Annotated in this window: 11 protein-coding genes; 7 read left to right on the top strand and 4 right to left on the bottom strand. The window is 68.0% G+C overall.

What is annotated here, in order from left to right; translation table 11 throughout:
- Positions 1–211: 211 nt before the first annotated feature.
- The 3 genes from Q664_RS24155 to ettA all read right to left on the bottom strand — a co-directional run bounded on the left by Q664_RS24155 (position 212) and on the right by ettA (position 3946).
- Positions 212–940, bottom strand: coding sequence for a hypothetical protein (locus tag Q664_RS24155; RefSeq protein WP_043400153.1), 729 nt, complete (start codon positions 938–940; stop codon positions 212–214).
- A complete protein-coding gene (locus tag Q664_RS56510) occupies positions 933–2099 on the bottom strand; it encodes an AAA family ATPase (protein WP_084610311.1) in 1167 nt (388 codons plus the stop codon). The genes Q664_RS24155 and Q664_RS56510 overlap by 8 nt, the downstream gene beginning before the upstream one ends.
- Before the next feature lie 167 nt (positions 2100–2266).
- On the bottom strand, positions 2267–3946 hold the full coding sequence (ettA, locus tag Q664_RS24145; protein WP_043400151.1) for an energy-dependent translational throttle protein EttA: 1680 nt from the start codon (positions 3944–3946) through the stop codon (positions 2267–2269).
- A 286-nt stretch (positions 3947–4232) separates the two neighbouring features.
- On the opposite strand from ettA, the gene Q664_RS24140 reads away from it, so the two are divergent.
- The 4 genes from Q664_RS24140 (at position 4233) to Q664_RS24125 (ending at position 8899) form a co-directional block, all read left to right on the top strand.
- Positions 4233–5183 carry an ABC transporter ATP-binding protein gene (locus tag Q664_RS24140; RefSeq protein WP_043400248.1) on the top strand — a complete coding sequence of 317 codons (951 nt, stop codon included), beginning with the start codon at positions 4233–4235 and terminating at the stop codon, positions 5181–5183.
- Positions 5184–5217: 34 nt separating this feature from the next.
- A complete protein-coding gene (locus tag Q664_RS24135; protein ID WP_043400148.1) occupies positions 5218–5979 on the top strand; it encodes an ABC transporter permease in 762 nt (253 codons plus the stop codon).
- A 93-nt stretch (positions 5980–6072) separates the two neighbouring features.
- Positions 6073–7671 (top strand): serine/threonine protein kinase, encoded by a 1599-nt coding sequence (locus Q664_RS24130; protein ID WP_043400145.1) that lies wholly within the window; start codon positions 6073–6075, stop codon positions 7669–7671.
- A gap of 106 nt (positions 7672–7777) precedes the next feature.
- Positions 7778–8899 carry a serine hydrolase domain-containing protein gene (locus Q664_RS24125; RefSeq protein WP_043400142.1) on the top strand — a complete coding sequence of 374 codons (1122 nt, stop codon included), beginning with the start codon at positions 7778–7780 and terminating at the stop codon, positions 8897–8899.
- 180 nt (positions 8900–9079) lie between these two features.
- On the opposite strand, the gene Q664_RS24120 is transcribed toward Q664_RS24125, so the two are convergent.
- The gene (locus Q664_RS24120) at positions 9080–9499 is read right to left on the bottom strand and encodes a hypothetical protein (RefSeq protein ID WP_043400140.1); all 420 of its coding nucleotides are present in this window, start codon (positions 9497–9499) and stop codon (positions 9080–9082) included.
- Positions 9500–9709: 210 nt separating this feature from the next.
- Between Q664_RS24120 and Q664_RS24115 the strand changes: the two genes are divergently transcribed.
- The 3 genes from Q664_RS24115 to Q664_RS55055 are packed head-to-tail and all read left to right on the top strand — an operon-like array spanning position 9710 to position 14172.
- Entirely contained in the window at positions 9710–11539 is a 1830-nt protein-coding gene (locus tag Q664_RS24115; protein WP_043400138.1) for a DUF1549 domain-containing protein, read from the top strand.
- The gene (locus Q664_RS24110; protein WP_043400136.1) at positions 11539–12576 is read left to right on the top strand and encodes a hypothetical protein; all 1038 of its coding nucleotides are present in this window, start codon (positions 11539–11541) and stop codon (positions 12574–12576) included. The genes Q664_RS24115 and Q664_RS24110 overlap by 1 nt, the downstream gene beginning before the upstream one ends.
- Positions 12577–12588: 12 nt before the next feature.
- Positions 12589–14172 (top strand): DUF1501 domain-containing protein, encoded by a 1584-nt coding sequence (locus tag Q664_RS55055; RefSeq protein WP_200883760.1) that lies wholly within the window; start codon positions 12589–12591, stop codon positions 14170–14172.
- Positions 14173–14176 lie beyond the last annotated feature (4 nt).

Here is a 14176-nt window from a genome sequence, read left to right as displayed (position 1 = left end):
GTTGTCCTGGGGAGAACGAGCAGGGGAACCAGGGGTGAAAACCGCGACACAGCCCCTCTCCCCCCGGGAGAGGGACGGGGTGAGGGTGCCCGGACCCCGGGTTGAACCCGCGTCAACTCCCTCTCCCTCTGGGAGAGGGTTGGGGTGAGGGTCTCCCCCCTCGGCACACTGGCCGTCGGGGGTCCACGCTACGTCACACCCACGGACCCGTTCAGAGGATGGGAACGAGCCGTTCGCGGACTTCCTTCAGATACTCCGCCAGACCTGTCTTTCCGCCGCGCTCCTCGAGCACCGCGAGAGACGTCTCCTCCAGACACGCGCGCTCGCGCTCCTTGTCCCCCAGGGTGAGTGCGTCCAGGGCGACCTTCGCGTCCTTCTTGGCACCGTGCTCGCGTGCGGTCAGTTGGTGAGCGTCGCGAACGGGATGGAACGAGAGCCTCTTCCTCTGCTTTTCGAGCTGATCCGCCTCATCCGCAGTCCTGGGCTCGAAACCCGCCAGGACCCAACATTCCCGCTTGGGCTCGGCCAGCCCGATGATGACCTGGAAGGGCCAGGATCTGTCGTTTCTCGCCTGTTCGAGCCCAGCACGATCCCGCTGTGCATCACCGTCGCGCATCATCACGACAGCATCCGGGCGGCGCTCGGCCATGGCCATCAGGAGGAGCGCACGCCGCGCATTGTAGGAATCCTGCTCCCCGGGCCCATCCTTGAACCCACCGAAAATCACCAGCTTCGCGCGCCGGGCTTCCTCTTTCACGGAGCCCCACCGCAGGTAGGAGTCCTCGGGCCGCAAGCCCCTCCAGCGCCGGCAGGAGTCCAGCGTCTCTGGAGCGAGCCAGGACACCTCTTCGAGCAGCACGCGATCCGCGAGCCCGCACGCCGTGTCGCGGTCCGCGCGGGCCTCGCAGACGACACCGAACTCGTAAGAGGCCTCACTCATGAGCCGGAGTCTCGCCCACCTTCTCCAGCCAGGACTCGCCCACGGTGCTCCAGAACTCGCCGGGGCTCATCAGGTCCTTCCAACGCTCGAACTCGGGATGAGCCGTGAGCTTCTCGCAGCGGGCGAAGCCGTTCTCCGCGAGGAAGGTCATCCGGACCTCCTTCGGGTCGAGGTAGTTCAGGATGAAAGGTGAATGACTCGTGGCGATGATTTGAAGCTCGGGGTCGCTCTGCTGGATCTTGCGCAGAAGCTCGATGAGCTTGCCCTGAGCAACAGGGTGGAGACCCAGTTCGATATCGTCGAGTAGAAGTAGCCGGGGTTTCCTGGGTCCCAGGAGAACGGTCAAAAGCCCGAGCGCCATGATCGTGCCTTCACCCGCTGCATCCGCTGGAACGCCCTTGGCCCCCTTCATGTCCAAGATGACCTTGTTGCCCCAGAACGTGCGCTTGTCCGAAACAACATGTTGCTGCTCGTCCAGCGATATGGTCCGAAGAGCAGTCTGCTCAACCGCAGCGCGCTCAATCCGGATACGACGTACCGCAGGAACGATCTGCCTGAGAGCATCCAGTATGTTGCTGAATGCCTCATCATCGCTCAGCTTGAGGTGGGCCAACACAGATGCGAGTCCCGAGCCGTCGCTATCCATGCTCGGAATTTCCGCTTCACTGTAGGATGGCGCAGCCAAACGCCTTGATTCCAGCCGTAACACCCAAATCGATGTCAGTGCCCTGCGGAATGGATTGTCTTCAGACACAACCTCGTACTGCTCGGCACGACCATGACCACTGAGAACGTCGACGCTTTCAACATTCCACCGGCCATCCACCATGAACTTCCAGTACCTCAAGCTCCCCGTCGGAGAAGGTTCTGAGTCCGGTGTTCCCGAAATGCGAGCAGACCCCTGCTTGCCATCCCAGACCCCCTCGACGCCCAATTCCAAGGGAAGGCTGACACCATAGGAACGCAGTTCCGGCTGCTCTTCGAGCATTAGCGGGCTCAACCCGGAGTATTTGGCCACCACTCGCGACATGAGGTGAAGGCCATCCAATAGCGTCGTCTTCCCCGATGCGTTCGGGCCAACGAGCACCGTGAAGGGCTCCAACTCCAGCTCGAGCGAGCGGTACGCCTTGTAGTTGCGGAACGAGACCTTCTGAATCACGACCGCCCTCCCGGGTGGGGACGACCCTCACCCTAGCCCTCTCCCAGAGGGAGAGGGGACTTCCACAGCCGTGAACCTGGGAACTCCGGCACCCTCACCCCGACCCTCTCCCGGGGGGAGAGGGAGGGGGCACTGTGTCTACTGCGTCAGCTCCGGTGTTCCAGCGCTCAGCTCTTCGTGAGCGGACGGTAGCGGATGCGGTGCGGCTCCAGGGCCTCGGGGCCCAGGCGCTTCTTCTTGTCCGCCTCGTAGTCCTGGAAGTTGCCCTCGAAGAAGAACGCCCGGCTGTCTCCCTCGAACGCCAGGATGTGCGTGGCGATACGGTCCAGGAACCAGCGGTCGTGGCTGATCACCACCGCGCAGCCCGCGAAGTTCAGCAGCGCATCCTCCAGGCTCCGCAGCGTCTCCACGTCCAGGTCGTTCGTCGGCTCGTCCAGCAGCAGCAGGTTGCCGCCGCTCTTGAGCATCTTCGCCAGGTGCACCCGGTTGCGCTCGCCGCCCGACAGGTCCTTCACCCGCTTCTGCTGATCCTGCCCCTTGAACGCGAAGCCCGCCAGGTACGCGCGGCTCGGCATCTGCCCCGCCCGGCCCAGGTCGATGTAGTCCAGCCCGCCGCTCACTTCCTCGAAGACGCTCTTGTCCCCGGCCAGCGCGTCGCGGCTCTGGTCCACGTACGCCATCTTCACGTTCTCGCCCACGCGCAGCTCGCCCGCGTCCGGCTTCTCCACCCCCGTGAGCATCCGGAAGAGCGTCGTCTTGCCCGCGCCGTTGGGGCCAATCACGCCCACGATGCCACCCGGCGGCAGCCGGAAGTTCAGGTCGTCGATGAGCAGCCGCTCCCCGAACGCCTTGCGCAGCCCCTTGGCCTCCACCACCAGTCCGCGCAGCGGCGGCCCCGGCGGAATCGTCACCTCGCCCGTGGGGTCGCGCTTCTCCTGCGTCTGGTTGAGCAGATCCTCGTACGCCGCGATACGCGCCTTGCTCTTGGCCTGACGCGCCTTGGGCGACGCACGCACCCACTCCAGCTCGCGCTTGAGCGTCTTCTGCCGCGCGCTCTCCGACTTCTCCTCCAGCTCCAGCCGCTTCTGCTTCTGCTCCAGCCAGCTCGAGTAGTTGCCCTTCCAGGGCACGCCCTCGCCGCGGTCCAGCTCCAGAATCCACTCGGCCGCGTTGTCCAGGAAGTAGCGGTCGTGCGTGATGCAGACGATGGTGCCCTTGTACTCCTTCAGGGCCTGCTCCAGCCACGCCACGCTCTCGGCGTCCAGGTGGTTGGTGGGCTCGTCCAGCAGCAGCAGGTCCGGCTTCTCCAGGAGGATGCGGCACAGCGCCACGCGGCGCTTCTCACCACCGGACAGCTTCGTCACGTCCGCGTCCCCGGGCGGCAGACGCAGCGCGTCCATGGCCATCTCCAGGGTCCGGTCCAGCTCCCAGCCGTTGCATGCGTCGATGGCGTCCTGCAACCGGCCCTGCTCGGCCAGCAGCTTCTCCATCTGCGCGTCGTCCATGGGCTCGGCGAACTTCGCGCTCACCTCGTTGAAGCGATCCAGCAGCGTGCGGATGGGCTTGAGGCCCAGCTCCACGTTGCCCTTCACGTCCAGCGTGGGCTCGAGCTGCGGCTCCTGCGCCAGGTAGCCCACGCGCGCGCTCGGGTCCGGCTTCGCCGTGCCGAAGAACTCCGTGTCCACGCCCGCCATGATGCGCAGCAGCGTCGACTTACCGGAGCCGTTGGGACCGATGACGCCAATCTTCGCGCCCGGGAAGAACGACAGGTAGATCCCCTTGAGGATGTCCTTGCCGCCCTTGACCTTGCGCAGGTCCTGCATGGTGAAGATGAAATTCTGGGCCATCGTGCTCTTTCTGCCTCCGACTCGGTGACGTGGACGCTGGCGGATACCAAGGAGCCGCGGCGGGCTCAAGGCGCTCGGCCGCCCGCTCACGATACAGGACACGGGTTTCCCGGGGTTCCGCCTCTTCCGACCCAGAACAGCCCGGCCCCCGCCCCACGTCCGCCCCTCCCCCACTCTCCCCAGCCCCCCTGCCCTCCAGCCGGGGCACCCCCACGACGCTCCGCTGTCACTGGAACATGCTCGGGACTTCCCGGCGGCCGTGGCGGTGGTAAAGGCGTCCTCCACCATGTCCTCCACACCCGCGCTCGAGCTCCGCGGCCTCACCAAGAATTACGGCGGCAAGCTCACGGCCCTCACCGACGTCAACCTCACCATCCGTCCCGGGGAGATCTTCGCCCTGCTCGGCCCCAACGGCGCCGGCAAGACGACGCTCATCGGCTCGGTCTGCGGTCTGGTGAAGAAGACGAGCGGCAAGATTCTCGTCTTCGGGCACGACCTGGACGAGGACCCGGTGCGCCCGCGCTACGAGGTGGGCCTGGTGCCGCAGGAGATCAACTTCGATCCCTTCTTCTCGGTGGCCGAGTCGCTCTACATCCAGCAGGGCTACTACGGGCAGAAGCGGGACGAGGCGCGGGTGATGGAGGTGCTCACCGCGCTCAACCTGCGGAACAAGGCGGACTCGCTCACGCGGGCGCTGTCGGGCGGCATGAAGCGCCGGCTGCTCATCGCCAAGGCGCTGGTGCACAAGCCGCGGCTCGTCTTCCTGGACGAGCCCACCGCGGGCGTGGACGTGGAGCTGCGGCGGGACCTGTGGAACTACGTGCGCAAGCTGGCCGCCGAGGGCACCACCATCGTCCTCACCACGCACTACCTCGAGGAGGCCGAGGAGCTGGCGGACCGGGTGGGCGTCATCAACGAGGGCAAGCTGCTGCTGGTGGAGGAGAAGAAGGCACTGCTGCGCCGGCTGGGCGAGAAGCGCCTCATCGTCACCTTCACCGCGCCCCTCTCCACCCCGCTGCCCGAGTCCGTGCTCAAGGCGGGCGCCACGCTCTCCGAGGACGGCCGCACCGTCACCTACCCCGAGCGCGAGGGCCGCGCTCCCGGCGGGGACATCCTCCGCGCCCTCTACACCGAGGGCCTCCCGGTGGGCGACGTGGAGACACGCCACTCGCGCCTGGAGGACATCCTCATCGACATCCTGCGCGGCAAGCCCGCCGCCGCCGCTGGCGCCGCCTGAGCGCCCCACCCGACTCCCCAGGACCGACGACACCATGAACACGATTGGGATGAAGTCCCTGCTGGCGAAGGAGGTCCGCCGCTTCATGCGCGTGCCGGGCCAGACGGTGCTCTCGCCGCTCATCAGCACCTCGCTCTACTTCCTCGTCTTCGGCTACTCGCTCGCCGGCCGCGTGCACGAGGTGGAGGGTGTGCCCTACCTGCAGTTCATCGTCCCGGGCCTCGTCTTCATGGGCCTGGCCAACAACGCCTTCCTCAACAGCAGCTCCTCGCTCTTCATCACCAAGATTCAAGGCACGGTGGTGGACCTGCTGGTGGCGCCGCTGGGGCCGCTGGAGCTGATGGCCGGCTTCATCGGCGGGGCCATGGTGCGCGGGCTGATGGTGGGCGGGCTCACCTGGGCGGTGGCCACGCTCTTCACCGGCTTCCGGCTGGAGCACGCGCCCGCCGCGCTCCTCTTCCTGCTGTTGTCTTCCTATACCTTCAGCGTGCTGGGGATTCTGGCCGCCGTGTGGGCCGAGAAGTTCGAGCAGATCAACTTCTTCCCCACCTTCGTGATGCTGCCGCTCACCTTCCTGGGCGGCATCTTCTACTCGGTGCGCGAGCTGCCCTCGCCCTGGAATCACATCAGCCTCTTCAACCCCATGGTCTACATGGTGGAGGGGCTGCGCTACGGCATGCTGGGCCAGAGTGGCTTCTCGCCCCTGTTGGGCGCCGGCATCCTCGTGGGCGTGGCGCTGCTGGCCACGGGCGTGGCGTGGGCCGCGTTACGCTCTGGTTACAAACTGAAAGCCTGAGTGGCCGGAGCCCGGCTGCCTGCCTGCCCTGCGGCCGATTGTCGCGCCTCGGACATTCGCTGATTCTCAGAAGCCGGGTTATCGTGTTGCGTCATGGCGGTCCCCTTCGGCAAGTACCAGTTGCTGCGCAAAATCGCCTCCGGCGGGATGGGACAGGTGTTCCTGGCGCTCGAGCGGGGCGCGGGGCTGGAGCGGCTCGTCGTCCTCAAGCTCATCCTGCCGCACCTGGCCGAGGATGAGGACTTCCTCACGATGTTCCTGGAGGAGGCTCGGCTGGTGGCGCGGCTGGCGCACTCCAACCTCATCACCATCCTGGAGCTGACGGAGATCGACGGCCGGCACTGTCTGGCCATGGAGTACGTGCAGGGCGACGACGTGCGCCGGCTGGAGAAGTACGCACGGGCGCAGGGCAAGCCGCTGCCGGTGGGGCTGGTGCTGCGCATCATCGCGGAGGCGGCGGCGGGGCTGCACTACGCGCACCAGGCGCGCAACCCGCAGGGCCAGCCGCTGCAGCTGGTGCACCGGGACGTGTCGCCGCAGAACATCCTGGTGGGCTTCGACGGAGGCGTGAAGGTCATCGACTTCGGCGTGGCCAAGGCGGCGGGAAGCGCGTCCAACACGGCCACCGGGGTGCTCAAGGGCAAGTACCCCTACATGTCCCCCGAGCAGGCAAATGGCCAGCCGGTGGATGCGCGCAGTGACCTGTTCGCCCTGGGTGTGGTGCTCTGGGAGATGCTGACGGGCCGGCGCCTGTTCAAGGGCGAGTCGGACCTGATGACGCTGCGGCTGGTGCGCGACTGCCAGGTGCCGCCGCCCTCGCAGCTCAACCCGAAGCTGCCGCCGGGCGTGGACGAGCTGGTGCTCCGGGCGCTGGCGCCCACGCCGGAGGGGCGCTTCCCGGACTGCGGAGCCTTCCGGCTGGCCATCGAGGACTACATCCTCCAGTACCGGTTGCCGGCCAGCAACGCGCACCTGTCCGCGTACCTGAAGGACCTGTACGCCGAGCGAATCGCGCGCGAGGCGGACCCCGCCAACCTGGATCAGCTCCCCGAGGACGCGGACCTGGACGCGAAGTCCAACTCGTCGCGCAGCAACGCGCGTTCGGTCTCGCAGCTGGCCGCCGCGGGACGGATTCCCACGCCGGCGGGGACGGGAACCCCCGTCGTCCCGCCACCCCGGCCGCTGACGAGTGGCCGCAGCCAGCACACGCTGTCGATCCCACCGGTTCCCGAGCCCAGGCGGCGCGTCCCGCGGATGGCCATCCTGGCCGGTGTGGGCGCGATGCTCGTGGGCGCGGGGGCGGCGATCGTCATTCTGCGCCAGCGGCCATCCGAGGCCACGCGGGTGACGGAGCCCGCCCCGGTGGTGCGGACCGGCCCGACGCCCACGGAGCCACCCGCCGAGCAGCCCTCGCCCGTGGAGAAGCAGACGGCGATGCTGAAGGTGCTCTCGGAGCCGCCGGGCGCGTTGGTCGAGGTGGATGGGAAGCATGCCGGCGAGACGCCCGTGGACCTGCCGATCCCCGCGCAGCCCGTGAAGCTGGCGTTGAAGCTGAACGGCTATGAGACCCAGGAGCGCCAGGTGTCCGCCAACGACGCGCCCGGGTTCTCGGTGAAGCTCACGCCGACGAAGGCCTCGGAGCAGAAGCCGCGTCGCAACCCGGCCGCGCTGGGCATCAAGACGGGGCGTTGAGGCCCCTCGGTCCCTCCGGGAGAGGGACGATGTGAAGGTGTCGGACGCTCCGGGTCCGCATCCACGGGCGCCAGGACGCGGCACGTGTGAGGTATGGAGGGGGTCCATGAAAGCCCTCTTCGCCGCCCTTGCCCTGCTCTCCGGGTGTACCGGAGCCACGTCGAGCGTCCGGACGCACCCGGCCCCGGACGTGAGCACCGTGGACACCCTTTTCGCCGCGTATGCCAGCCCGGAAGCGCCCGGCGCCAGTGTCGTGGTGCTCCATGAGGGGAAGGCCGTGCTCAGCCGCGCCTATGGGCTGGCGGAGCTCCCGGAGCGCACGCCCGCCACGACAGCGACACACTACCGGCTGGCCTCGCTCTCCAAGCAGTTCACGGCCATGGCCATCCTGCGGCTCGTCGAGGAGGGCAGGCTCCGCTACGACGACCGCGTGGCCGAGCTACTCCCCGGCTTCCCCGCCCACGCGAGCGAGGTCCGCATCCGCCACCTGCTCAACCACACCTCGGGCATCTGGGACTACGAGGCCTTCGTCCCGGACACCCAGACGGTGCAGGTGAAGGACCGCGATGTGCTCGAGCTCGTCTCCCGCGCCGAGCGCACGTACTTCCCGCCCGGGACGGCCGTGCGCTACAGCAACTCCGGCTACGCGGTGCTCGCCCTCCTCGTGGAACGGGTCAGCGGAATGCCGTTCGCCCGATTCCTCCATGAGCGGGTCTTCACCCCGGCGGGAATGCGCTCCACGGTCGCGCACGAGGAGGGTGTCTCGACGGTGCCCCAGCGCGCGTACGGGTACGTGGCCGACGCGAACGGCTTCCGTCCCCGGGACCAGAGTTCCACCAGCGCCGTTCTGGGAGATGGAGGCATCTACTCGTCCGTGGAGGAGCTGGTGGCGTGGGACAGGGCCCTGGACACCCACGCGCTCATCGGCGAGGCCACCCAGCGGCTCGCCTGGACGGCGCCGACCCTGCCGGATGGCACTTCCGGACGCTATGGCTTCGGCTGGTTCATCGACGAGGACAGAGGACGGCCGCGCCTGTCGCACCACGGCGAGACGTCGGGCTTCACCAACGCCATCGTGAAGTACCCGGAGCAGCGGCTCACGGTCATCGTCCTGACGAACCGGGCGGGCGGGGAACCGTGGAGGCTCGCGCAACGGGTGGCGGACCTGTGGCTCGGAAGCCCCGGGGCGATTCCCTGGCCCTTCGAGACCTTCCCCAACGCGCGCTGATCCCCTTCATCCCCTTCAGGTAGATCCTCGAAGATTTCCCCTCTCCCCTCGGGAGAGGGACGGGGTGAGGGTGCCTGGGCCCTGGGTTGAACCCCCTGTCCCCAATATGGGCCACGGGTTGAAGAACGGACCCGGATACCCTCACCCTGACCCTCTCCCGGAGGGAGAGGGGAGATGTGCTCACTTCCCTGAAGAGGATTGACGCTTTGGCTCCGTGGCGGGCTCGAGCACCTCGATGGAGGTCACGACGCGGACACCGCCCTCGTTCCGGAAGGAGGTGCGCACGCGCGTGCCCTCCTGCAGTTGCTCGAAGACAATCGGGTCCCGCTGTCCCCGCTGACGGATGGACACCGAGTCCTCATCCTTCACGACGGCCTGGACCAGCGGCGCCTTCTGCCCCACCTCGAGCGTGAGAACGTTCCCCGTGGCCCCCTTCACCGTGCCCTGGAGCGAGCCTCCATCCGTCTCGGTGAACTGGTCCCCGGGCGTGGCCTTCTCCTGGACGTCCTTGAGCTCGGGGGGCGTGGGGTCCTCGGCCCTTGCCGCGCCCAGGGCGAGCGTGGCCACGGTGAGCCCGGCGAGTACGGTCCATGAGCGCATGCGGCACTCCTCCTGCCGCGAAAAGTGCATCCGCCTCCCCGCCCCGCCAACCCGCCCCTGCCCTCCCGGACAGCGAGCGGCCTTCCCCTCGTGGCCGAGCGCACCCCCTACGTATGTTCCGTTACCCGCGACCCGACACGGCACTCGCGGCCATCCGCTACCCGTAATCCCTTATTTACTCGAAAAGCAACGCACCGGTAGTGTCCGTGCATGCACTGGCCTTTGCACTCGAAGTACGCGTCCCTGCTGGCCGTGATGTTCGTGCTCTCCGGCTTCGCTGGAGCCGATGCGCACGCCCAGCAATGTGGCCCCGAGGCTCCAGAAGAAGCCGAGCCTCCCAATGACCAGATGAGCGACACACGGCTCATGCGGCGCATCCTGCTCGGGCTCACCGGCACCACGCCGACGCTCGAGCAGTACGAAGCGATGATGGCCGCGGCCACGCCCGATGCGCGGGAAACCCTCCTGCACTCGACGCTCGATGACGCGCTCGCCTCGCCGAAGTTCTACGAACGCATGCTGCGGTTCGGGCACGAGTGGCTCGCGGTGGGCGCGTACACCACCGGTGCTTCCGGCGACGCGTACCAGGGCGACATGTCCGGCCACCTCCACACGTGCGGCAGCAGCACCCTGCACCCGGGCGCGTACTACCACGTGAACGAGTCGGCGGCCCCGACGAAGCAGTGCAACGACCAGGACCCGGACGGCAATCCCGCCGTGCCCGAGGTCCACTCGGTCGAGCCCTGGTGGGCCCCGGGAACCACCGTCCAGGTGCTCGGCAAGGCCGGCTCCAACGTCACGCAGGTCCTCGACAGCAAGGGGCAGACGCTCGACTGCGGCGTCGCGTCCGGTGGCTACTACGACCCCATGCTGCCCAGGGGGTGCGGCTGCGGACCGAACCTGGTGTGGTGCTCCCCGCTCGCCGGACTGGGCAGCGCGAGCAACCACAACCTCGCCTTCCAACGGCGCCATCCGTACGAGGAGCCCGCGCGCCTGTTCGCCCACCTCGCGTGGCACGACCGGCCGCTCTCGGATCTCGTCCTCGGCAACTACTCGGTCGGCACCAACTGGCTGCGCGCGCTGTACGTGCGCTTCGGCCGGCAGATGGGCAGCAGCGCGCTGGACTCGAACACGACGTGGTGGCGCCCGGACGTGGACAACACCCCGCGCGACCCGATGCACCCCACACCCAATGACCCGCAGGCGTGGCGCGAGTTCGTGGTCGAGGACCTGGAGCCCTTCCACCTCGCGCTCACCGCCGGCAAGGCCGCCTCCGGCAGTCTGGACCGCACGTACAGCTACGATCCCCGCACCACGCTCGAGGCGCCCAAGGGCCTGCCCACCGCGGGCGTGCTCACCATGATTGGCGCGATGTCCTCGTTCCCGCGCGAGCGCGTCCGGGCCGCCCGCTTCCTCGAGATGTTCGCCTGCCAGAGCTTCTCGCCGCCTCCCGCGGACGTGCACTTCCCGCCGTACGAGACCGACCCCGCGACCGGCGGAACGTGCCTGCACTGCCACAAGACGCTCGACCCCGCGGCCATCGCCTTCAAGCGGTGGGACTTCACGCCGTTCATGAGCTCCTACGTCCCGTGGCCCTTCATGCCGGGCGTGGGCAGGCATCGCATCACGAAGGAGTGGCTGTCCGGCAAGTATCCGCACAGCGGCTCCTCGCCGGGCTACCGGTGGAGGAACGCGTTCCTTCCCAACACCGTGATGACCCCGGTCACCCCCGAGCAGATCGCCGCCAACCCGGAGGCGGTGCTGCTCGACACGATGCCCGAGTCGTACACGCTGCTCGGCCTGCACGGCGACGGCACCATGGGGCCGCTCGGGTTCGGCAAGCTCCTCGTGCGCTCCGGCGAGTTCGACCGCTGCGCCACGCGCAAGCTCTACGCCATGTTCATCGGCCGTGAGCTGAACCCCGCCTCCGAGAAGCACTTCATCGACAAGCTGGCGAAGGAGTTCGTCGCCCGCGACCGCAAGCTCCGTCCCTTCATCCGTTACCTCTTCGAACAGCCCGAACTGCGGAGGGGCCTGTGATGCGCACGCCACGTTGGATGCCGAGAACCGCCGCGCTGCTCGCCCTCGCGCTCGCCACGGGGGCCTGCACCGAGAAACCACCGGGTGGCACCGATACCCCGGACGGGGGCGAGACCTGCGCCCCGGCGAACCGGAACGATGAGATCCGCCTCGGGCTCGCGCCCGCCTGTGAGGGCTGCCACCTCTCCGGCAACAAGCCGTTCTTCGCCTCGCTCACCGCGTTCGAGAACGGGCTCGTGTACGACGAGCGGTACGTGAAGCGCGGAGACCCCGAGAACAGCGTGCTGGTGCAGCTGCTCGAGGCCACCGCCTCCGGAAGCTATCGCCAGATGCCGCTGGGCCAGCGCTACGAGGAGATGGTCGCCAGCGGCCACGTCTCGCTGACCATCGACCAGGTGAAGGCGTGGATTCGCGAGCTGCCTCCTCCGCCCGAGCGGCTGGAGGTTCCGGATCCGGAAGCGTTCACCGTCCGCCGGCTCTCCGCCGAGGAGATGGTCGTGAGCCTGATGGACCAGCTCGGGCTCACGCTCGAGGACTTCGTCAGCACGAGCGACCCCAACTGGCGCAACAAGGCGTACGTGGTGAACGGCGGCAAGCTCTTCGTGTGGCCCGGGGATTGGTCCCCGGGCATCTCGAACGAGTACGTCTCCGACTCCCGGAGCATCGAGCGGTTCGATGCGCTCGGCGGCGGCAACTCGCTCGTGTACCGCAAGAAGGACGTGGGCTTCGGCCCCTCCGCCGCGCAGACGCTGGTGCAGATGTCCCAGGCCTGGTGCGCACGCGCGGTGGACAAGAAGAGCAACACGGCGGTGCTGCGCTACGTGACGCTCGCCGACACCACCGCGAAGAACCCGGAGGCGGTGCAGAAGAACCTGCGCTCGCTCTACCTGCGCATGCTCGGGCAGCCGCCGTCGGACGCGGAAGCGAAGCAGTTGTTCGAGCAGGTCTACCTCCCGCTCGAGGCGCAGAGCACGCGCCTGGGCTGGATTGGCGTCTGCGCGTCGCTCATCCGTCACCCGCTGTGGCTCACCTACTGAACCGAGGACACCATGACGACCACCTCTCGTCGCACCCTGCTCAAGTGGGCCCTCGGGGCGGGACAGTACGCGCTCCTCGAGCGCGCGGGACTGCTCGGCTCGAGCGCCGCGCACGCCGCGGACATCGACGTCCCCTCCCGGCTCGCCGTCCTCTACATCCCGGGCGGCTACCGGCCGGCGTACTACTTCACCCCCCTGGACGACGCGGACATTCCACTCTGCGTGCCCAAGCCCACCGACTACAGCGGCGAGCCCGTCTTCTTCGACGCCAGCAAGGTGGTGAACCTCGCGCCCGCGAACGGACCGTACAAGCCGCTGCGCACCTGTCAGTCCTGGAACCCCGCCAACCCCGCCGAGCGCAGCACCACCTACAGCCCGCTCATGTACGGCTTCTCGCACTTCGCGCTGCATGAGCAACTGAGCGTGCTGCACGGCATCGACCAGGGCAGCAACGACCACTCGAGTGCCTTCATCGCCTCGATGTGCGGAGTCGCCGGTGCGGACTACCGGGCGCCCGCCGTGCACTCCGTCATCGCGAACCACCTGTACGAGAAGTACCGCGAGAGCCGGCCCCTGCCCTTCGTCGTCGTCTCCGGTGAGCGCGGCACACCGCTCGGGATGGGACTGCCCTCGCACGCCTCACCCGTCCGCGTTCCGTCCATCCAGGCGCTCAAGCCACAGCTCTCCGCGAAGCCCACGGACAACCCCTGGTGGACGGGGCTCGATGCGCGGACCGCGACGGCCGAGGTGAACGCGCGCGGCCAGCCCACCGGGGCCTCCCTGAGGACGAACATCATCGAGCGCTTCTCGCTCTCGCGCACCCCGGGGATGATGGACCGCTCGACGGCGAAGGTGGACAGCTACCTCGAGGGCCTGCATGGCTCGCTCACGTCCGTCTCGCGCGTGCTCGCGACGGATGTGGTGTCCGTGCTGGAGGGCCTCAAGGGCATCGAGCAGCTGACGGCGAACCGTCCCGCGTACATGGCGAGCTACCTCGGCAACCAGTCGTTCACGTACACGTTCGGCGGCGCGAACTTCCACCTCACCGGGTTGGATCCGCGCATGGACCTGGCGCTGCGCCTGCTCAAGTCGGACCTCTGCACCTCGGTGCACGTCTCGCTCCAGCTCGACTTCGACACGCACAACGGCTTTGGCCATTCCTACAGCTACGCGCACGGCCGCGGACTCATGGACTGCGTCGCGCGCTTCCTCGGCGAGCTCAAGGCCGCGCCCGCTCCCGGCAAGCCGGGCAAGACGCTGCTCGATGACACGCTCGTGCTGGTGATGAGTGAGTTCGGCCGCAGCTGGGCCTCGCGCGGAAGCGATGGCACCTACTCGCTGCCGGATGACCACCACCCGTACACCTCGGTCTGCTTCGCGGGCGGAAACGTGGCGGCCAACCGGCAGGTGGGCTCGTACACAACGCGCGGGCTCGGCGTTCCGGTGGACATCATCGAGGAGAACGGCCAGCCCTCGAAGCGCGTGCCCCGGGCCGCGGATGCCGTGACCACCGCGCTGCGCATCATGGGCATGGACACCCACGACTTCTTCATCCCCGGTGGCTACGGGGAAGTCGTGGGCATCCGCAGGGCGTAGGCGG

The sequence above is a fragment of the Archangium violaceum Cb vi76 genome, from assembly GCF_000733295.1.
GTDB classification, from domain to species: domain Bacteria; phylum Myxococcota; class Myxococcia; order Myxococcales; family Myxococcaceae; genus Archangium; species Archangium violaceum.
Note: the sequence above shows the minus strand (reverse complement) of the source record. Positions and strands in the feature narration are given on the sequence as shown.